Genomic DNA, 19,463 nt, shown 5'->3' on the forward strand with positions numbered 1-19,463 from the left:
ATGCAGGGCTTTAAACGTTACATCGTCGCCAGACGCTCTTCATCCATCACACCCGACATCCGCACCATTGCCAGCGCTTCTTCAAGGTTGCTCATTTCTTCAATCATCACCAGCTCGCTTTCCAGTCTAACCGGCTGGCCCGCCTTGTCGGACAACAACTTTTCCAGTGATGCCAGATTTAAGTCACGATCAAGGTGTAGAACATCGACAGAAGCGCTGTTATTGCTGGGCAGATAGATCGTGCCATTTGAAAAGTCGACCGCGTAAGCAATAACACCGGGAACAATGAAAAACAGAAGACCCACACCGTTGGCAATGGCCACTACCGGGTCAATTTGGCCGCTTAATTGGCCTTTCCGCTCTGGATGAAACAGGGTACCGCAACCAGTCAATGCAATAATGGAGGCGCCCACAACGGCTCCCGATAACCAACGGCGTACAGTTTGCTTCATCAAGATTCTCTCAAAAATTCAAAAAAGCGCGCAGGCAAAAAGATACCTTTAAAAGATAGCTTTACAGGAAAACTGCCCGCGAGCACATGTGAAAACGCGTTCATATTAACACAAACAGCCCCCTGGATAACGGGCATGCTGGCGGCACTATTTTGCCGCGCTAACCGCTAAGCCGTACAATAGCCTCATTCAACGCTAAACCAGCGGCTTTTATACTATTAAGGAATGTTATCTCCCATGCGCGCCAGCCAATTATTAATCGCTACGTTAAAAGAAACCCCAGCCGACGCCGAAGTCATTAGCCATCAGTTAATGTTGCGTGCCGGGATGATTCGCCGCCTGACCTCTGGCCTGTACACTTGGCTTCCGCTGGGTCTGCGTACACTGCGTAAAGTAGAAGCGATTGTTCGCGAAGAAATGAACCGTGCCGGTGGTCAGGAAGTACTGATGCCCGCCGTTCAGCCGGCAGAACTATGGCAGGAGTCTGGTCGCTGGGAGCAGTACGGCCCTGAGTTACTACGCGTAAAAGACCGCCATGATCGTGACTACTGCGTAGGCCCGACCCATGAAGAAGTCATTACGGACCTGGTGCGCAAAGAGATAGCAAGCTATAAGCAGCTGCCGGTTAACTTCTACCAAATCCAAACCAAATTCCGTGATGAGATCCGTCCACGCTTTGGAGTGATGCGTTCGCGCGAGTTCATCATGAAAGATGCCTACTCCTTCCATTTGGATGAAGCATCGCTGAAAGAGACATACCAGGCCATGTACGACGCCTACACGCGAATTTTTACCCGTTTGGGGCTGGACTTCCGCCCGGTGATTGCGGATAACGGCTCTATCGGCGGCACCGGCTCTCACGAATTCCATGTACTAGCAAGCTCCGGCGAAGACGATATCGTGTTCTCAAATGCGTCTGACTACGCCGCCAACATGGAAAAAGCCGAAGCCTTACCGGCACCGTTAGGTAGCGATGTACAGCGCGCAGCGCCCAGTGAAGAAATGCGCGTTGTAGAGACGCCAAACGCCAAAACCATCGCAGCACTGGTTGAGCAGTTTAAGCTCCCTATCGAAAAAACCGTAAAAACATTGATGGTTCATGCTGCTGAAGGCGGATTGATTACGCTGTTGGTGCGCGGCGACCACGAGCTTAATGAAGTCAAGGCAGAAAACCTTCCTCAGGTAGCGACGCCGCTCACCATGGCAAACGAAGAAGAAATTCGTGCTGCTGTAGGCGCGGGACCTGGCTCACTAGGCCCTATCGGCCTTAAAATGCCGGTCATCATTGACCGCAGCGTTGCCTTGATGAGTGACTTTGGCGCGGGCGCGAATATTGATGGCAAGCACTACTTTGGCATTAACTGGGAGCGCGACGTTGCCCTGCCCCAGGTCGCCGATTTACGTAAAGTGGTTGAAGGCGACCCGTCACCGGATGGTGAAGGCACGCTGTCGATCAAGCGCGGCATTGAAGTCGGCCACGTGTTCCAGCTAGGTCAAAAATACTCTGAAGCCATGAACGCGAGCGTGCTGGGCGACAACGGCAAAACCAGCCATCCGTGGATGGGCTGCTACGGCATTGGCATTACTCGTGTGGTGGCAGCAGCGATTGAACAAAACCACGACGAGTCCGGTATTATTTGGCCTAACGCAATTGCTCCTTTCCAGGTCGCGCTGGTGCCCATGAATGCGCATAAATCCCAGCGCGTTCGCGAAGAGTCAGAGCATCTTTACCAAGCGTTAACAGCCGCAGGCCTGGACGTACTGCTTGATGACCGCGATACACGCCCAGGCGTTAAGTTTGCTGATTTGGAACTGATGGGCGTTCCTCACCGCTTGGTAATTGGTGACCGTAGCCTGGATAACGGCGAGCTTGAATACAAGGGCCGCCGTGACAGTGAAGCGACCATGATTCCAGCAGATGATATTGTCGATTTCCTGCTCGAAAAAGCCAGCGCGCACCCCACAGCTCAGTAAAGCAGCATCTCGTCCCACCGCCGTGTCTCAACGCGGCGGTGATCCTCGCGACTTAACAACCGCTTAGGCTTAACAACGCTTGTACGCACTCACCGTTATGTCGCAGACAAAAAAAACCGGCCCAGTGGGCCGGTAAAAAGGAAGTTTACTTCTTAAAGTAAACCCCCTCCCCTGACGCAAGGCTTAGCAGGCATTTGCTTTCGTGGCACGTTGCATCAACAACGGGCGTCGCCACGCGCCTACTAACCAAGAAAATGAGTGCCAACACTCGCATTTTTGTCACTGACACACCGCTTGTAACTCCCCAGCCTAAAGCGGCTTCTGTGCGCTAACTGGTCATCATCTTATCGAGCCGCAGTATATCAGTCTCTGACCTGGGTCAAATTTTAAGAAGGTGCCACGAACCTTTTTAAATCATTTTAATACAGCCCTTAAACACCCACGCTGAGACGCGCTTAACGCAGCTCAACTTAAAGCACTTTACGATCCTCTACCTTGGCATGCTCGGTTCCCGGTGGAAGCGGATGCCCTTTTGCCAGTTCCGCCCGCGTTGCTTCACGCTGCTCCAGAATTTTTACCTGGTAGCTCAGCGTACGCCCTGCCAGCGGATGATTGGTATCTACGGTAACTCGGTCTCCTGCCACGCTCACTACCGTTACAATTTGCGGCCCGGCCTCACCTTCGGTTTGAAAGCGGCTGCCCGGCGTTAAGTCGGCGTTACCAAACGAGCCACGGCTAACTTCTTGTACCAGGCCTTCATTGCGCAGGCCATAGGCCTCTTCAGGTAAAAGCATCACCGTTACTTCATCACCGGCCTTTAGGCCAGCTAATGCGCGCTCAAGCCCAGGCACGATATTGTCGTGGCCATGCAGATACTCAAGGGGCTTATTGCGGGCCCGTGAATCATCCAATACCTGCTCACTTTTATCGCTTAAAACATCGCTAAGCACATAGTGCAACGTAACGACCTGATGTGCCGTGATCGACATGGAAAACTCCTCTCCGGTAAGCTATCAACATTGTCATAAACATTGATGCAGTTTATCACTTGGCTCAAGCCAACGTCTTTTCTGGAGTTGAACGATATGCCCACCCCTTTACCCCGGCGTAGCTGGCTAGCCGCGCTGGCGATTTACTTTAGGGCGCCTGTTATTACCATGCTGTTTCTGGGGTTTTCCGCTGGCTTACCGTTCTTACTGGTTTTTTCTACGCTGTCTGCCTGGCTACGTAGCGACGGGATTGACGTCGCCGCCATCGGCTTTTTCGCGTGGATAGGAATGCTCTACTCGATCAAGTTTTTCTGGGCGCCCGTGGTAGACAGGCTCGCCCTGCCGGTCCTCACACGCATGTTCGGGCAGCGACGAGGCTGGATGCTGCTGGCTCAAGCAATGATTGCAGCGGGGCTTGTGGGTATTGCAGGCGTTAATCCCCAAGGCAATCTTGGCGTGGTAGCCGCGTTTGCGCTGCTGGTGGCGTTTGGCTCAGCCACCCAGGATATTGCGATTGATGCCTACCGCATTGAGTCCGCCGATGACGACGTCCAGGCTGCCATGGCATCTACCTACATTATCGGCTACCGGGGTGGCCTGCTGGCCGCAGGCGCCGGGGCGCTCTATGTAGCGTCAGCCATTTCCTGGGACGTGGCCTACTTAACCATGGCGGCGCTCGTCGGCGTGGGTGTCCTCACCGTGCTGATTCGCCCCGAGCCCAAGCGAGCGTCGCTCTCGGTGCAGTTAATTCATGAACCCAAAGTACGTGCGTTTATTCGCGCTAGCCGTGGCCAACCTAAAGTGCTACGCCGCATGGGCGCCTGGTTTATCGGCGCCATCGTATGCCCCTTTACCGATTTCTTTCGTCGTTATGGGGTAAAAGCGCTGGGCATTCTGGTGTTCATTGCAGTGTTTAGAATAAGCGATCTTGCCATGGCATCGATGGCTAACCCGCTCTATATCGACCTTGGCTTTTCACTGGCAACGATTGCCAATGTGACCAATATCTTCGGTATTGCCATGAGTATTGGCGGCGGCCTTCTGGGCGGGTTATTGGTCGCACGTTACGGTATTGGGCCGGTGCTGATACTGGGGGCCGTTGCCGCCACCTTCACCAATTTGCTGTTCTCGGTACTTGCATTGATCGGCAATCAGGTCCCCATGCTGGTGGTCACCATCATCGGCGATAACCTGGCCAATGGATTGGCAAGCGCCGTGTTTATTGCGTTTCTCTCCACGCTCACGTCACGTGCATATACGGCAACGCAGTACGCGTTGTTTTCATCATTGATGACGCTACCGGGGAAGTTTTTAAGCGGCTTTGGCGGGCTAGTGGTTAGCGCCCAAGGGTATGTCACGTTCTTTATAGTGGCTACGCTGCTGGGGTTACCCGCCATTCTGCTGGCTATCTGGATTAGCCGCGACAAGCAGCTGGTGCCCACCCCACAGCCGCGTTGAGCGGCTGTGGGAAGAGTAAGCTTTCGTACATAAGTAGAGGGTTAGCGGTGGCTATCCAGCCACTCAAGCGCACCTGGCGTGGTACGCCACTGATCACGCATCAGAGTACGGTACTGCCACGCCTCAGCACGTGAACCTGGGTCCACCTGGCCATCGGCATAAGGTGTCGCTGGGCGCGGTTTTTCCGCACAGATCATCTCAAGCGCGTGACGATTATGAGCGGTGACGTCGCCAAGCGCCTCCTCGGCCGCCTCATGCTCGTTTAAGCGATAAAGCGCCAACGTGCGTCCCATTAGTAACCCAAGCACCAGTGAGCCATCATCGTCTTCCGACTCCTCAGTGAGTGCCAGCGCTTCCTGGTTGCGGTCATCGCGCAGTAGCTGGTCAAGCACCAACTCTTTAAGGCCCAGGCTATCTTCCTGGTCGATGGCTAACAACTCTTCAGCCAGCTCCCGCGAATGCTGGCGTGCGCCGCGCTCCATGCCGACCACTAGCGCCAACCCTGTACGCAGCAGCATGGCATTATCAGCATCATCCCAGCACAGGCTGCCGTTACCTGCGGCTCGGGCTTGTTCCAGCCAACGTGAAAGACGCACCGCCAGCGGCTCCAGCAGGCTTGGCGCCATCCACGGAAGGCTTCCAAAACGGCTGGTAAGCGCGAGAGTGACATCCTGAACGACCTGAGGCGCGTCTAACCACTCAGGGTGCGCGCAGAGCGCTGACATCCACTCCTCTGCATTGCCCCACGGGTCGTCGCGAAAGCCCAGCGCCACATCTTCATCGACCATTACCTGGAACTGCTCATGCCAAGCGGCGAACAGGGTCGCTTCACGGGCGGTGGTCACATAATGCAAATGCCCGCTTTCCGAGTCGGTGTTAATATCAAGCTTGGGCGCTGTAGGAAGGACAGCAAGCAGTGTTTGCAGGGATACCAGCGGCGTGGCCAGGTCCTCTTCAGCGCTTAACAGCTGATCCGCAAGCGTCGCCCCGGGGTTATCAGCCAGTGCCGCAAGAAAATCTAACTGCTCTTCGTCAAGATCACCCTGGCGCACCAGGCGCCGATACCAGAAATTAGCCCGCTCTTTGGCTTCTTCTTCATGGCCTTCATGAAGCAGCAACATTGCCTCAATATAAGCAAGCGTGGGCGAATCAGGCAGGGCCTGCTGGGCTTTGACAAAGGCTGCCCGGGCGCTGTCCAAATCATCATTATCCAAATGCATTAAACAGAGCCGCTCAAGGGCAACACCGCGTAAAAACAGCGGCCCGCGCTCCATCACTTCATCTAGTAGGTCTGCCCGTTTGCGGGTAAAGCCACGCTCCTGATAGATATCCAGCAGGATTTCAAAGGCGGGCTCGGCCTGCTCTGGCAGCCGCGACCAGTCACTGCCATCAAACAGTGACTCTAGAATCTGCATCGCCCGGCCAGTTTGGCCGCTTTCTGCGGCAATCAGCCCGGCTTCCAGCAGTGCCTGCGGCGGCGCCTGACGGCTCTCCAATGCAGACTTCAGCGTGGCGCCCTTCCATTCACGCAGCGACAACATCCACATCATCTGCTCTGGAATGTCGGTGGGGAAATCAACGCGATAACAGCACTGCTTATACTTGCGCCCAGAGTCGCACCAGCAAGCTTCGTTACGCCCTGGCGTCGCCAGCGGTTCACTGGCAAAATCCAGCCTGGCCAACGGCGTTTGTGACCATAAAATAGGGGCCAGCGCCTGGGCGGTGGCGACATCACCGTTAAATGACTTGGCGCCCTCATCGCGTGCCCAGGTCATAAAATCGGGATAGTGTTCTTGCTGCCTGATTGCCGAGAGTGCCCTGGAGGCAAATCCCAGCAGCTGATCGACCCATACCGCTAGCATTGCCGTCTCCACTGTGTTTAAAAGCGCAATAGCTTACCATGAAGGTGCACATGGCCGCAGCGGTAAACTCTTTATCGTCGGGCTACGCACTCAAACAGCGGCGCGGTCCGTGCGTGCATATCCAGCCGCGCTTTTAAACGCACCAGATTCCAGTAGTGGCCATTCAGCGCTCGGGAGAGTAGCAGCGTATCCGCAGGGGGCTGCAAACGGTCCATCGCCGCCCACACTTTGGGCGACAGTTCACGCAGGCGGCGGTGCACACGCACATCGCTGAAATCCTGCTCACCCGGCTCAAACAGTGGAGAGACACTTTCAGCAGTCTCGCGGTAAAGCGCCAACGGTGCGCCTTGGCCTTGGCGGCCGCCCAAATTGACGAGTGCGTCATCCATGGCCATGGGGTCATGATCAAGCGTGGCGCTGAGCAAATGCATCATCGCCTCAATACGTGCTTCGGGCACCGCAATCACAGCACCAAAATCGTAAATAATCAGCCGACTTTGCTCATCTGCCGCAAAATTACCTGCATGCGGGTCAGCATGCAGTTCACCGTGGGTAAACAGCTCCTGGGTAATCCAGTCGGCAAGCGTGGTGGCTACCTTCTGGCGCACTGTATCATCGGCGCCTTCCAGCTCACGTAGCGGCGTACCTGGCACGTAAGACATGGCCAGAACATGCTGGCCCGAAAGCTCAAACAGCGGCTTGGGTATGATGATTCGCGAATCGCTCTGGTAACGCTCTCGGTACCGCGCCAGGGCATTTGCTTCAGCCTGATAATCCAGCTCATCGCGAAGCCCCGCCGCCAGCTCCTCGAACAGCGCATCCAGGCGCGCCTGAGACACCTTGAACCAACGCCCCAACCCGATAATGCGGCGCACCTGTTTTAAATCACTTTCCAGCACGTCCGCCAAACCGGGGTACTGCACTTTCAGCACCACCGTTTCGCCCTCAAGGGTGACCGCCTTGTGCACCTGACCCATGGAAGCGCTGGCAAAAGGCCGCTCCTCAATCTCGGTAAAATACTTATGGATATCGCCGTACTGAAGCACCAAGGCTTCATGGATACGCGGCCAAGGCATTGGCTCTGCCTGGCGCTGCAAGCGCGCCAGCTCATCGGCTAAATCTGGCGGCAGCAGGTCGTCCCACTGCGACATCATTTGGGCAAGCTTCATTGCCGGGCCTTTAAGCTCGGAAAGCCCTTCGAACAGCGCCTCACCTAACGCACGCCAATCCGCTTGGCCGCCCAAGCGCGTTTTAAGCAGCGCACCACCCGTGCGTGCACCCAGGCCCATCAGCCTGCGTGTTCTACCGCGTTCGCGCATATCAATCCCCACTGCCCTGCCCTATAAGTCACCGCTACTGTTACCATAGGCGCTTCTCGAACAGACGTTAAGGCCACGCTTCGCATGCGCTTGATTATTGCCGAAAAACCCAGCCTTGCCCGGGCTATTGCTGAAGCGCTGCCGGGAAGTCCCAAACGCCAGGAAGGCGCTATTGTGTGCGGTGATACCACCGTGACCTGGTGTTTGGGTCACCTGCTTGAGCAGTCCCCACCCGAGGCCTACGACCCCGCCGATAAACAGTGGCGTCTGGACCGTTTGCCCATCGTGCCCGGCATCTGGAAGTTGGCACCGCGTTATAAAGCGCGTGGGCAGCTAGCGGTGATTCGCAAGTTAATCAAGCAGGCCACTGATGTTGTTCATGCTGGCGATCCGGACCGCGAAGGCCAACTACTGGTGCAGGAAGTGATCGAGCACCTGAAGTACCGTGGCCCGGTTCAACGCCTATTAATCAGCGATTTGAACCGCCCAGCGGTCAGTCGCGCCCTCGCCAAACTGCGCTCCAATCAGGAGTTCCAGCCGCTCTTTCAGGCAGCGCAAGCGCGTTCACGCGCTGACTGGCTGTATGGCATCAACTTGACCCGTGCCTGGACACTCACCGGCCGCCAGGCGGGCCACGATGGTGTACTTTCCGTTGGCCGTGTGCAAACACCGGTACTCGGGCTGATTGCGCGCCGCGATAACGCCATTCGAGATTTCAGGCCGCACCCGTTCTACCCGCTCTGGGTGGACTTACAGGTTGAAAAAGGCCAGCTACGCGCCTGGTGGGCGCCCCAGGAAAACCAGCCGCTGGACGATCAAGGCCGCTTGATTGACCGCACGCCTGCCGATGCGCTGGCCGCCCAATTGCCGGGTGCTACCGGCCAGCTCACCAAGCTCGACCAGCAGGAAAAACGCCAAGCACCGCCGCTGCCCTACTCGCTTTCCGCACTTCAGGTAGATGCCGCCCGACGCTTTGGGCTTTCCGCACAAATGGTACTGGATATTTGCCAGCGCCTTTACGAGCAGCACAAGCTGATCACCTACCCGCGCTCCGACTGTCGCTATCTTCCCGAAGAGCACTTGGCCCTTGCCCAGCGCAGCTTAACCGGCGCCTGCCAAAATGATGACACGCTCAGCCAGTGGCTGAATGGTGCCGATTTCTCGCTGCGCTCAAAGGCGTGGAACGACAAGCAAGTGGGTGCCCACCATGCCTTGGCGCCTACTGGAAAGCCTGCTGATTTCAGTCAGCTCTCGGCCACCGAAGGCCACGTGTTTCGGTTGGTGGTGCGCAACGTCATGGCCCAGTTCTATCGCCCTTTGCGCACCTTTGAAGTGAAAGCCGAGTTCACGCTGTTAAACGAGGCGTTCCGTGCCCGCGGTCAAAGCATTCTCGACCCTGGCTGGAAACCGCTTTTCACCACAAAAGAAGAAGCGCCGCCGCTGCCACCGCTTACCCAAAATGAGCACTGCAAAGCACTGGGTGCAGGCGTAGAGGAAAAAGAAACCCGTCCACCCGAGCCGTTTACCGATGCCAGCCTAATCAAGGCGATGATGAACATCGGCCGCTACGTGGATGACCCGAACGTTCGCAAGACCTTACGGGACACCGATGGCCTGGGTACCGAAGCCACCCGCGCCGGTATCATCGAAACCTTGGTGCAACGCGGCTACCTGGTGCGCCAACAAAAAGCCCTACGTGCCACCAAACTGGGGAGCGCGTTAATCACCGCCCTACCCAGCGCCGTCAGCACGCCGGAACGCACCGCCCTTTGGGAGCAGCGCTTGCGGGCCATTTCCGAACAACAGGATGATGCAGGCGCTTTTCAGCAGGCCCTGCTGGAAGACCTTCGCGCCCTGCTTCATCAAAGCGATGCGGGAAAGCTCAGGCAGAGTTTGCAAACGGCCCAAGGTGCAACCGGCGGCCCGGCGAAGCGCACGAGTAAGCCAAAAAAGCGTTATACAAAAAGAAAAAGTGCCGCCGGAAAGCAAACAAAAAGCTAAGTTAAAATAAGCAAGGGGGGGCACTCTATCCAGCTCGCTTCTATCTAGCTTGATATGTATAAGTAGGCACTGCTGTGGCTTCGCTCTAAAAACCTCATCAAGATAACGGTATAAATACAGAATGTTATCAAGCCGAAGACGTTGATAGCCTGCCAGGCACTGCCATCACCCAGTCGCGAAGCGCCAACATCGTTGGATCGTTTCGGCGGCTTTCGGGGTAGGCCAAAAAGAAGGCGCGGTCTTCAAGTTCAGGGCCAAAAGGTTGTACCAGGCGCCCTTCGGCCAACTCATCTTCAATCAGCTGACGGCTCATCAGCATGACACCTTGGCCACCCACAGCCGCTGAAATAGCGTGGCTTTCGTCAGAAAAAGCCAGCCCGGCGCCGACATTCAACCCTGGAATCTGGGCGGTTTTCTGGTAACCCGGCCAATCCATGGGCGATATAATTACTCCCTGGGGTCGAAAGTGAATCAACGGATACTTCGATAGATCCTCCCCTGCATGCTGAACAAGCTGTGGGCTACACGCCGGAATCAACGTGGTATCAAACAGCTTCTCGGCTACTAACCCTGGCCAGCGTCCATCGCCATGCCGAATGGCAAGGTCGGCGGTTACCCCATCTAACGCAACGGGCTCGTGGGACGCATGGATCCGCAGGTCAATGTCTGGATGAGATTCGCGAAGTATGCAAACCCAGGGCAACAACCAACGCACAGCCACCACCGGAGTAGTCGTCAGCGTAATACCCCTCCGCTCGGGCATGGTACTCAGGCGCTCAATGGTGTTGCTGATATTGTCGAATGAAGATTCCAGCACCTGCTGCAGCTCGCGGCCTTGCGGCGTCAATTCCAGTTGCCTGGGCCTGCGTACAAACAGCGCAATGCCTAGCGCCTCTTCAAGCCCACGAATCTGGTGACTAATGGCCGTGGCGGTAACTGAAAGTTCCAGCGCCGCCTGTTTGGCACTTTCATGGCGAGCAGCGGCTTCAAAAGCGCGAAGTGCCGAAAGCGAGGGTAATCGTCGTGAACTCATGAATGAATTTTACTCATCTATATATGCAAGAAATGATCGTTTGTTGCGCTACATACGTCGCCTTAAGCTGAAGCCGTTGTTAAGCATAGATGAGTTCAACTCAAAAGGAGGCTATCCATGCCGCATATCCTACATATAGACGCCAGCGCTCGCCCGGGGATTGCAGGAACAGACAATCATGGCTCTCACAGCCGTCACCTGACCGATCAGTTTGCCAAACAATGGCAATTACGCCGCCCGCAAGACATGATCACCTATCGCGATATAGGCCAACACCCGCCATCCTTTCTCAACCACGACTGGATCGCGTCGGCTTTCACGCCCGGAGAACAGCGGGCACCTTGGATGAAGGATGCACTAGCAGAAAGCGACCAGCTGGTTGATGAGTTAATCGCCGCGGATGTCGTAGTGATCGGCACGCCGTTCTACAACTTCGGCATGCCTGCCGCCCTCAAAGCGTGGATCGACCAAGTAGTACGCCCCGGTCGAACGGTGGATATCGATGAGAGTAACCCGACTGATCCTTACGTTCCAAAGCTTTCTGACCGGCCAAGGCATGCGGTTGTTCTTACCGCCAGAGGCGGGATAGGCTTTGATTTAGGTGGAAAGATGGCGCACATCAACCACCTGGAGCCCAATTTAGCCACTGCACTGGCGTTTATTGGCATCACTCAAATTCACTATATCGCCATTGAGGGGCAGGAAGTGGGCGGGGAGGTATTGGCGAAGTCAGTTGCTGACGCAATAAGTAAAGTCGAACGGCTTGTTGATGAGTTGCAGGTGATGACATGGCGAGACACACAAATATCTGAACCGGCTTAAAAGCAGGAAGCAGCATTCTTACTATCAAGGTCGGCGCGTGAGGTGCGGGTATCACTAACCCAGGATATCCGCACCTTTGTGCCCCTCTGGCACGCCCTGAACCAACAGCACATCGCCCTCGGTATGCTGGGTACGAAATGGGCGAATCGCCTTATAAGCATCGGAGTCATACCACCCTTGAGCTTGTTCCATAGTAGGAAACTCTATGACGACCAGATCGCCAGCCCACGCGCCCTCAAGTGGCGTGTATGGCCCACCATGAACAAGGTATTTACCTGAAAAAGGAGCGAGCGTTGCGTCGATACGCTCTAAATATTGTTTAACCTCAGGATCGAATCGAGTTTCTCGAATGAGAGCAACAGCGTAGGCAGGCATCATCCCCCCTTGATTAGACGAAATAATTTTCTAAACAACGAAAGCCTAGAACAAACACTTTAAATAACGAACCCACTTATCACTATATCAATTTAACTGACAATAACTCTCCATAAATTTAATTTTGATTAAACCAATGGCGCTTCATTGCTGTATTGGTTAGAGGCCACCATTCAGGGTTTCGCAAATAAAGTCCCTTTTTGCTGCTGTATACGCTTCTCTATCCAACCTATATTTCGCCGCCCAACGCCTATCGATCAGTAGAGGCGTTATATTCCATGGAAGTTGAAAAGATGTAGCAGCCGAGCCCGTTCCTCTTCAAACAGAGTTGGCCAATCAGTACTGTATGAGCAGAGTACTATCTTCTCGTTAATCGCTCGGCTCAAGGACTCTGCCTCATTCATACTATGGATACTCCCCGCCTTGAGAATGGCGACGCTCAATCACTCTCTATCAACAGCGGCGGCATAGGGCATTCCAGCATATCGGCGATGACGCGAAACAGCTCGGCCTCTGCGGGCTTTATTTGCCCGCTATGCTCAATACAGCGGGCCATTGCCTGCAGAACAGCAGGCTTTTGTTGCGGTCGTAAACGACCCAAGCGGCTGACTGCGGGGCCCAGCGCTTTGATATCAGGGGCCTCTCTTTTTACGTTCAGTGCAAACGGCAGCTCTTTTTCAGCAGCATCCAACGCGGCGTTTACCTTGTCAGGATCACTCTGCCCTGCCCTGGCCAGCACGTTGAGCAGTAGCTGGCACTCCTGCTGTAGATCGCTCAGCTTACGAACAGCAGGGCCACTATCTTTCTTGCCCAGGCCCAAGTGATGAACCAGCCAGTGATACAGCGTCCATTCAAACAGGTTGACCTGACTATCCGCATTGATCAGCTCTACCATGCAGTGTCGAAAATGCGTCGCCTGACCCACCGATAGGTTTTTTAATGCAGGCAACGCCAATTCCATCAGCGGCAGACGAAGCTGGTCTCTAAGCATTAATACGTCCCCGGCATGATTCATGACTTCACGATACACATCGGGCAAGGCTGTCTGCTGAAGTGATGCCAGCTGCTGCTTACGCACCTCAATATTCTGGCTCAGCAGCAGTGCGTACATTAATGCGCGCACTGCATAAGGATCGTGGGCGGCATCGACGAGCCGCGTAGGCAATGCATTGAGCATGGTACGCGCTTGGGCCAAATGGCGTGGGCCGGGTTGCCCCATTGAGGCAATCGCCATGCGGGCCGAGGTGCCGTTCATGGTTGCTGCGCTGGAGTAAGCGTGGGCGGAGGGGGTGTCTGCAAAGCCAACCACTGACCCACCTCCCGCTTTTTCCATGTCACCGTCAAAAGGCGCACTGAGCGGCGCGTTAAATTCACCGTTCCAGCTTGGCATAACGCGTTTGATGCGCTGGCGTATCGGCGGGTGGGTCGCCAATAAGCGAGTGAAGCCAAGCTTCATGCCCTGGCCGAAAAACAGGTGGCTATATTCGCTCGCTTGGGAGGCTTCTATTCTGGCCCCCTGCGTAAGGGAGCCTATCTTGATTAACGCTTGACCGATGCCATTGGGGTTACGCGTATATTGAACGGCGGAGGCGTCGGCCAGGTATTCTCGCTGACGGCTCACTGCCGCCTTGATCCAGTTGCCAAAAAACGTGCCCGCATAACCAATGACGGCCAGGGCAACACCCAGGGCAAGTACGACGACAGCGCCTTTGCCATTTGAATTGTTGCGCCGCACAGCTCGACCACGCGTCGCCGTACTGCGCAGCAGAATATAGCCTAAAAGACCGATCAAAAGCACACCGTGAAGTACGCTGATCAAACGCATATTCAAGCGCATATCGCCATGCAGGATGTGGCTAAATTCATGGGCAACCACGCCTTGCAGCTCCTCGCGGTTGAGGTGATCGATCGCCCCTTGGGTGATCCCGATCACGGCATCGCTGGTATCATACCCGGCGGCGAAAGCGTTAATACCCGCTTCCTGAAGCAGGTAAACCGGTGGAACTGGCGTGCCCGAGGCAATTGCCATTTCTTCCACCACGTTGAGAATACGGCGCTCGTTAGCGTTTTCGGTGCTGGGGCTGATTTCTCGTCCGCCCAGCGCCTCGGCCACTACTTTACCGCCGCCGCGACGCAACTGAGAGCGCTTGAAAAGCCCGCCGAGCCCCACTAACGCCACCACGCCAAGCGCAACCACGGCTACCAGTTCTGGGGATAGCGCAGCCAACAGGTTATTCGCTGTCACGCTGCCTCGGTCATCTCCCATGAAACGCACGACGATTGCGACCACGACAGTGGTGACCGCTATCAGGGCTATTACCGCCGCTACCAATAAAACAACCAGCTGCCCGGTTTTACGCCGGGCGTTGTCCTGAGCCGTAAAGAAATCCATACACACCTATCCTTGTGGGTTCAAGAACGCCTCAAAACGATATTTTAGGCACTGACTGAATCTGGGCGCTGTCCTCGAACTCCAGGAAGGAAGCGTCCTCGCCATGCCCCAACAGGCCAGCTACGGCCACCGGAGGGAAGCTCTGGCGGTAAGTGTTATATTGCATGACGGCATCGTTGAACGCTTGGCGGGCGAAAGCGACCTTGTTCTCAGTACTGGTAAGCTCCTCAGAGAGCTGCTGCATGTTTTCAGAGGCCTTGAGGTCCGGGTAAGCTTCCATCACCACATTAAGCCGGCCCATCGCCTGGCTTAACGCACCTTCTGCCCCACCCAGTTCCGCCATCGCTTTGGCACTCCCTGGGTTGGCAGCCGCGGCTTTGAGCCCCGCCGCTGCTGAATTGCGCGCCTCAATCACCGACTGAAGCGTTTCCCGTTCGTGGCTGAGATACCCTTTGGCGGTTTCAACCAGGTTAGGTATCAAGTCGTGACGGCGCTTTAGCTGCACTTCAATTTGAGCAAAGGCGTTTTGAAAACGATTACGCAGTGAGACAAGTCGGTTGTACACACCGATAAGGTAGAACGCGATAACCGCTATTATCGCTACGATAATGATAGTTAAAACCATAATTGATCCTTCCTGTGGTTAATAAAAAAACTATTACGTATCACGGCCTGACGGCTTTACTTGGCGGGTTTAGGCAAAAACTCTATATCCATGTGATATTTCTGGGGATCATTCTGCTCGATAAAGACAGCAATCGTATCCGTATTAATATAAGGCGAGGGATCAAACCAGATGTTCTGGCTTTTAAACACATGTACTTGCATGGTAGCGGGATTCAACCACTGCGTTATCGCCTGATAAGGATGTTTTCCATTGACCGAAAGTTTCAATACGGTACAAATTTGTTTAGTGCAGTGATCTTTATACCATTGATTTAGCATCCTTGATTTAACACTACGCCAGCCCCTATGGCGTAGTGTTAAAACACAAGCCTTGCTTACATCACTTCTTCACCGTTAACCGTCAGGACGCCGTCTTGCCAGGTCAGCGTCTGCTCTTCAAAGTCCGGATCGATTAACAGAGCATAAGGCATGGGAATGAGTGAAAGTACCATCTGGGGAGGTGTCGTTACGCCAATATCCAGGCTCAAGCGGTTTTGGAGGTACTCTTGCGCCTCCGGTGTGCTCATCCTGTCTTGCGATGCCTGAAGCTGCTCGGGTAACGGCAAACGGTTATCCCATAAAGCGCTGTATAACGCCTCCTTGGAAAGTTCGTCACCGTTAAAGCGGATATCCGCCGTAATGCGGGGATTAAAATCGATACCCAGCATGGGCAGCGTGACGTGTGCTTCCAATGGTTGGAACGCGATCGAGGGGCTCGCAATCAGGACATCATAGCCACGTTCGATAGACTGGATCAGTAGTTCACGCTCTTCCTGCTCATCACCGCTTACGCCGGTCTCTTCATACTCTGCACGCATGGCTTCCAGCGGTGCATAGGCTTCCTGAAGCGCCTGAAATGCTGGCATATCCCAGCTTTTGGCATCCATATCAAGTGACAGGCTGCCCATTGAGGTGCCGTCGGCGCCGATATCGGCCATCTTAAAACGGCCGCCTGAATTGACGATCTGGCTATCACCCACGGATTCAGACTCGGCTTCAAGCTCAATGCCATCCATGTAAACATTGACGCCCTGCGCCAAAAACTCAATTTTGGGTATTTCCAGGCGTTGATGGATCAGGCTAGACGCTTCCTGGGAGCTATTTTCAAAGCGTGGCGAGACAATCCGAAACGAGTCGTTCTCGTTATTGACAACAATTTCACGGGCCTGGCCGTCTACCTTCCAAATGTCTTCATCTTCCAGGTCAAGATCCACTACCAGGTCGTGCAGAGTGCCGTCAAACTCAACGCCGCTTAACGAACCGGCCGTCAGCTGCCCCGTGACGGCGCTGCGAGTAGCAACCAGATCAACGTCGATATCCCCGCGTAGAAACTGCTCGTTGGGATGAATCGTGCCGGTAATTGGGCTATTGATAATGCCGTGATCCACCAGCAGATTCACCTGGGCATTGGCGTTTTCAACACCTTCCACACCGATCGTTGCCGTCGCCGTTGTATTGAACAACGATTTATCAATCGTTACGTCGCTTGCGTACCAGGAAACAGAATCATCCAACTGCGCAAAGGTTTGGGCTAGCGCTTTTTCCACCTCATTACCCACCACCGCTTGGGCGCCTATATATCCCCCTGCCCCGAGCACTACAACGCCAGCAGCAGTCAAAATTAACGTCTTGGAAGTTGCGGGCATATCACTATCCTTAATAAAAATGATTATTAATTATCCTGTATTTAAAAACAAAAACCCACTCCTAATTCAGTTCATGGCTAGATATTAAAGAAAGAAAAAGCGAGGCGTAGACTCATATTCTTCGTCATTAAACCGCATGGTCATAACATTGCGCTGCTTGCAGTTATTTGCCATCAGGAGGCAAGAAGCACCATGTTACCCATCAACCCAAGCAGAAACCCAGCGACAGCACCGATCGCCGGCATTCCCTGGTGTTCGAGTTTGGACCCGGGGGCAATATCCTGAAAAACAAGATACAAAATTCCTGCACTAGCAAATAGCATTAATGCTCCCATTAACACATCGTACTGTGCCAATACGTAATAGCCGGTTGCTGCTGAAATAGGCCCCACTAATGCCAAACCGCTAAATGCCAGTATGATTTTCTTGGAAGATAGTTGAGCATTACTGCTCAGCTCTTCGTAAGCATTAAACCCCTCGGGCAGATTTTGTAAAATCATTAATAGTGCAAGCAGCAACCCTGTGCCTTCGCCTACTGCAAAGGCGGCACCCAAGGCAATCGCTTCAGGGATAAAATCAGATAACATTGCCACCAGTTGGCCTACCGAGCTATTGAGTTTTTTTAAGTAGGCATCAAGGAAGTAAAAACATACCCCACCAGCAGCAAAACACAAGGCGGCCGGTACAAGCGGTAACTTACTAGCACCTTCAGGTACCAGTACCAGAGCGACCGCTGACATTAGCGCTCCACCGCCAAAAGCAATAATGAAATGTCGCCAGGAATCCCCTAACAGGGAGGGATGAACCAAGTCAAACTTAGCTAATAATGCCCCGATGGGCATTGCGGCACCTGCCATTAATGATAAAAGAAGGATAGTGATAATTTCAGCCATAAAATGTCAGATTAGCCTCTTTTTCAACCATCGTTGGTTCACCGGTTTGTCCGGCATTTCTCGCTGCCTCCTAAGCGTTTTCAGAGGACCGAGCCGTGTCTTTTCGCCCCCTGCGTTTGTTCAGCTTATGAAGGCCCATAAAGCCATGAATGCCGCAAATTAACGGGTAACGTCTCACGCTTATTTATTACCAGAGTCATCTTCTTTCGATCCTGAGCATACAGGCTTTTTCTTGGTTCTTGCGCGTGAGAAGAAAGGCACCACATACAGCACTGTCCAGGCCAGCACGGTACACAAAACGGCCGTTTGCTCACGCCCAAGACCAACGGCGACACCTATAGCCGCTGTAAACCAAATGCCAGCCGCCGTGGTAAGCCCGGTAGCAAATAGATCATTCTTACGGGTGATAATACTTCCAGCACATAAAAAACCAATGCCGCTAATAACACCTTGAATGACTCGGCTCATCTCTGCATCTGAAATGCCTGCTTGCTGCGGAATTAATATAAATAACGCCGCCCCCATGCACACAAGCATGTGGGTACGTATTCCAGCTGGCTTACCGCTCTGTTCACGCTCAAGCCCCAAGAGGCCGCCGAGAAAAGCAGCCATCAGCAATCGAGTCACTACAATGATAAATTCACTTAAGTCATTAAAATCAGAAAATTCAGAAATAATAATAGTGCTAACTGACTCCATTGCCTCAGCCCTGTCGTTAACGCGCGATGGGTAAACATCTTTTATCTAATTCAACCGTTACGTGCTGCCTCAATGGTGGCGATATCGATTTTTTTCATCTGCATCATCGCTGCAAACGCGCGCTTAGCAGCAGCAGGGTCCGAGGCAGTGATCGCTTCAATCAGCACCACAGGCGTTACCTGCCAAGACACGCCCCATTTATCTTTACACCAACCACATGCGCTTTCTTGCCCGCCATTACCCACTATCGCGTTCCAATAGCGATCCGTTTCGGCCTGATCACTGGTTGAGACCTGAAAAGAAAACGCTTCGCTATGCGTAAACTCAGGCCCAACGTTAAGCCCCAGGCATGGAATGCCCAGCACGGTAAACTCAACGGTCAACACATCCCCTTCCTTACCGGATGGAAAGTCTCCCGGCGCACGGTGAACGGCACTAACAAACGAATCAGGAAAGGTATCTGCATAAAAGCGCGCGGCTTCTTCTGCGCTACCATCGAACCAAAGACAAACCGTATTCTTTGCGGGTGTTGCCATGACACTTCTCCAGTGAAAACGAAACAGCCAATAATGGTATGACATTTTAATGCGGCGCACCCAGTCTCCTTTAACAGCTCCTTCCAAGGTGGTTGCTGAGGAATCACCAAGTCTTATCAACACCTGGCGGGCCTATATCGAGCTGCATATCAGGGGCAATATCCACCACTCCGTTGACCTTTTTAAGCCGCTCAACGGTAACGTCATCTGCCGCCCCGGTGATGCACCCAATCTCCTCAAATACATCTCTGATCGTGAGTCCTTCATCACTAAGGCGCGAAGCTATTTCATTGATCGATTGATCTTCAGAAATCGTGATTATCCAAAGCGCTATTGTCGGCATCGA

The 19,463-nt window shown here is 53.9% G+C and carries 17 protein-coding genes; 4 read left to right on the plus strand and 13 right to left on the minus strand.

Annotation, left to right across the window (positions count from 1 at the left end; all coding sequences use genetic code 11):
* Nucleotides 1-17 precede the first annotated feature (17 nt).
* Nucleotides 18-452, minus strand: a complete 435-nt coding sequence (locus ACT3RU_RS03905; RefSeq protein ID WP_192526452.1) for a hypothetical protein — start codon at nt 450-452, stop codon at nt 18-20.
* Nucleotides 453-689: 237 nt separating this feature from the next.
* Here ACT3RU_RS03905 and ACT3RU_RS03910 point away from each other — a divergent pair, with 237 nt between their 5' ends.
* Complete coding sequence (locus ACT3RU_RS03910) at nt 690-2,426, plus strand: proline--tRNA ligase (protein WP_441679339.1); 1,737 nt, start codon at nt 690-692, stop codon at nt 2,424-2,426.
* 470 nt (nt 2,427-2,896) lie between these two features.
* Here the strand turns inward: ACT3RU_RS03910 and ACT3RU_RS03915 are convergent, their stop codons facing one another.
* Nucleotides 2,897-3,415, minus strand: coding sequence for an FKBP-type peptidyl-prolyl cis-trans isomerase (locus ACT3RU_RS03915; protein ID WP_192526450.1), 519 nt, complete (start codon nt 3,413-3,415; stop codon nt 2,897-2,899).
* Between the two features lie 96 nt (nt 3,416-3,511).
* Between ACT3RU_RS03915 and ACT3RU_RS03920 the strand changes: the two genes are divergently transcribed.
* On the plus strand, nt 3,512-4,873 hold the full coding sequence (locus ACT3RU_RS03920; protein WP_192526449.1) for an AmpG family muropeptide MFS transporter: 1,362 nt from the start codon (nt 3,512-3,514) through the stop codon (nt 4,871-4,873).
* Between the two features lie 41 nt (nt 4,874-4,914).
* Here the strand turns inward: ACT3RU_RS03920 and ACT3RU_RS03925 are convergent, their stop codons facing one another.
* Entirely contained in the window at nt 4,915-6,735 is a 1,821-nt protein-coding gene (locus ACT3RU_RS03925; protein ID WP_192526448.1) for an SEC-C domain-containing protein, read from the minus strand.
* 71 nt (nt 6,736-6,806) lie between these two features.
* On the minus strand, nt 6,807-8,054 hold the full coding sequence (locus ACT3RU_RS03930) for an ABC1 kinase family protein (protein ID WP_192526447.1): 1,248 nt from the start codon (nt 8,052-8,054) through the stop codon (nt 6,807-6,809).
* Nucleotides 8,055-8,138: 84 nt separating this feature from the next.
* Here ACT3RU_RS03930 and ACT3RU_RS03935 point away from each other — a divergent pair, with 84 nt between their 5' ends.
* Nucleotides 8,139-10,055 carry a DNA topoisomerase III gene (locus ACT3RU_RS03935; RefSeq protein WP_483392503.1) on the plus strand — a complete coding sequence of 639 codons (1,917 nt, stop codon included), beginning with the start codon at nt 8,139-8,141 and terminating at the stop codon, nt 10,053-10,055.
* 127 nt (nt 10,056-10,182) lie between these two features.
* Here the strand turns inward: ACT3RU_RS03935 and ACT3RU_RS03940 are convergent, their stop codons facing one another.
* On the minus strand, nt 10,183-11,088 hold the full coding sequence (locus ACT3RU_RS03940) for a LysR substrate-binding domain-containing protein (protein WP_192526445.1): 906 nt from the start codon (nt 11,086-11,088) through the stop codon (nt 10,183-10,185).
* 117 nt (nt 11,089-11,205) lie between these two features.
* On the opposite strand from ACT3RU_RS03940, the gene ACT3RU_RS03945 reads away from it, so the two are divergent.
* Nucleotides 11,206-11,910 (plus strand): FMN-dependent NADH-azoreductase, encoded by a 705-nt coding sequence (locus tag ACT3RU_RS03945; protein ID WP_192526444.1) that lies wholly within the window; start codon nt 11,206-11,208, stop codon nt 11,908-11,910.
* Between the two features lie 54 nt (nt 11,911-11,964).
* Here the strand turns inward: ACT3RU_RS03945 and ACT3RU_RS03950 are convergent, their stop codons facing one another.
* The 8 genes from ACT3RU_RS03950 to ACT3RU_RS03985 form a co-directional block, all read right to left on the minus strand.
* Nucleotides 11,965-12,285 (minus strand): DUF1330 domain-containing protein, encoded by a 321-nt coding sequence (locus ACT3RU_RS03950; protein WP_087105642.1) that lies wholly within the window; start codon nt 12,283-12,285, stop codon nt 11,965-11,967.
* Nucleotides 12,286-12,724: 439 nt separating this feature from the next.
* A complete protein-coding gene (locus ACT3RU_RS03955) occupies nt 12,725-14,677 on the minus strand; it encodes a M48 family metallopeptidase (protein WP_192526443.1) in 1,953 nt (650 codons plus the stop codon).
* Nucleotides 14,678-14,708: 31 nt separating this feature from the next.
* Nucleotides 14,709-15,302, minus strand: a complete 594-nt coding sequence (locus tag ACT3RU_RS03960; RefSeq protein ID WP_192526442.1) for a LemA family protein — start codon at nt 15,300-15,302, stop codon at nt 14,709-14,711.
* Nucleotides 15,303-15,678: 376 nt separating this feature from the next.
* Complete coding sequence (locus ACT3RU_RS03965) at nt 15,679-16,989, minus strand: DUF945 family protein (protein ID WP_192526441.1); 1,311 nt, start codon at nt 16,987-16,989, stop codon at nt 15,679-15,681.
* A 173-nt stretch (nt 16,990-17,162) separates the two neighbouring features.
* The gene (locus ACT3RU_RS03970; protein WP_192526440.1) at nt 17,163-17,882 is read right to left on the minus strand and encodes a ZIP family metal transporter; all 720 of its coding nucleotides are present in this window, start codon (nt 17,880-17,882) and stop codon (nt 17,163-17,165) included.
* A gap of 180 nt (nt 17,883-18,062) precedes the next feature.
* Nucleotides 18,063-18,581, minus strand: a complete 519-nt coding sequence (locus ACT3RU_RS03975; RefSeq protein ID WP_087105647.1) for an MgtC/SapB family protein — start codon at nt 18,579-18,581, stop codon at nt 18,063-18,065.
* A gap of 50 nt (nt 18,582-18,631) precedes the next feature.
* On the minus strand, nt 18,632-19,117 hold the full coding sequence (locus tag ACT3RU_RS03980; RefSeq protein ID WP_087105648.1) for a VOC family protein: 486 nt from the start codon (nt 19,115-19,117) through the stop codon (nt 18,632-18,634).
* A gap of 103 nt (nt 19,118-19,220) precedes the next feature.
* The gene (locus tag ACT3RU_RS03985) at nt 19,221-19,460 is read right to left on the minus strand and encodes a hypothetical protein (protein ID WP_192526439.1); all 240 of its coding nucleotides are present in this window, start codon (nt 19,458-19,460) and stop codon (nt 19,221-19,223) included.
* Nucleotides 19,461-19,463 lie beyond the last annotated feature (3 nt).

It is taken from the genome of Halomonas sp. TP35 (genome assembly GCF_052375975.1).
GTDB classification, from domain to species: Bacteria; Pseudomonadota; Gammaproteobacteria; order Pseudomonadales; family Halomonadaceae; genus Vreelandella; species Vreelandella citrativorans.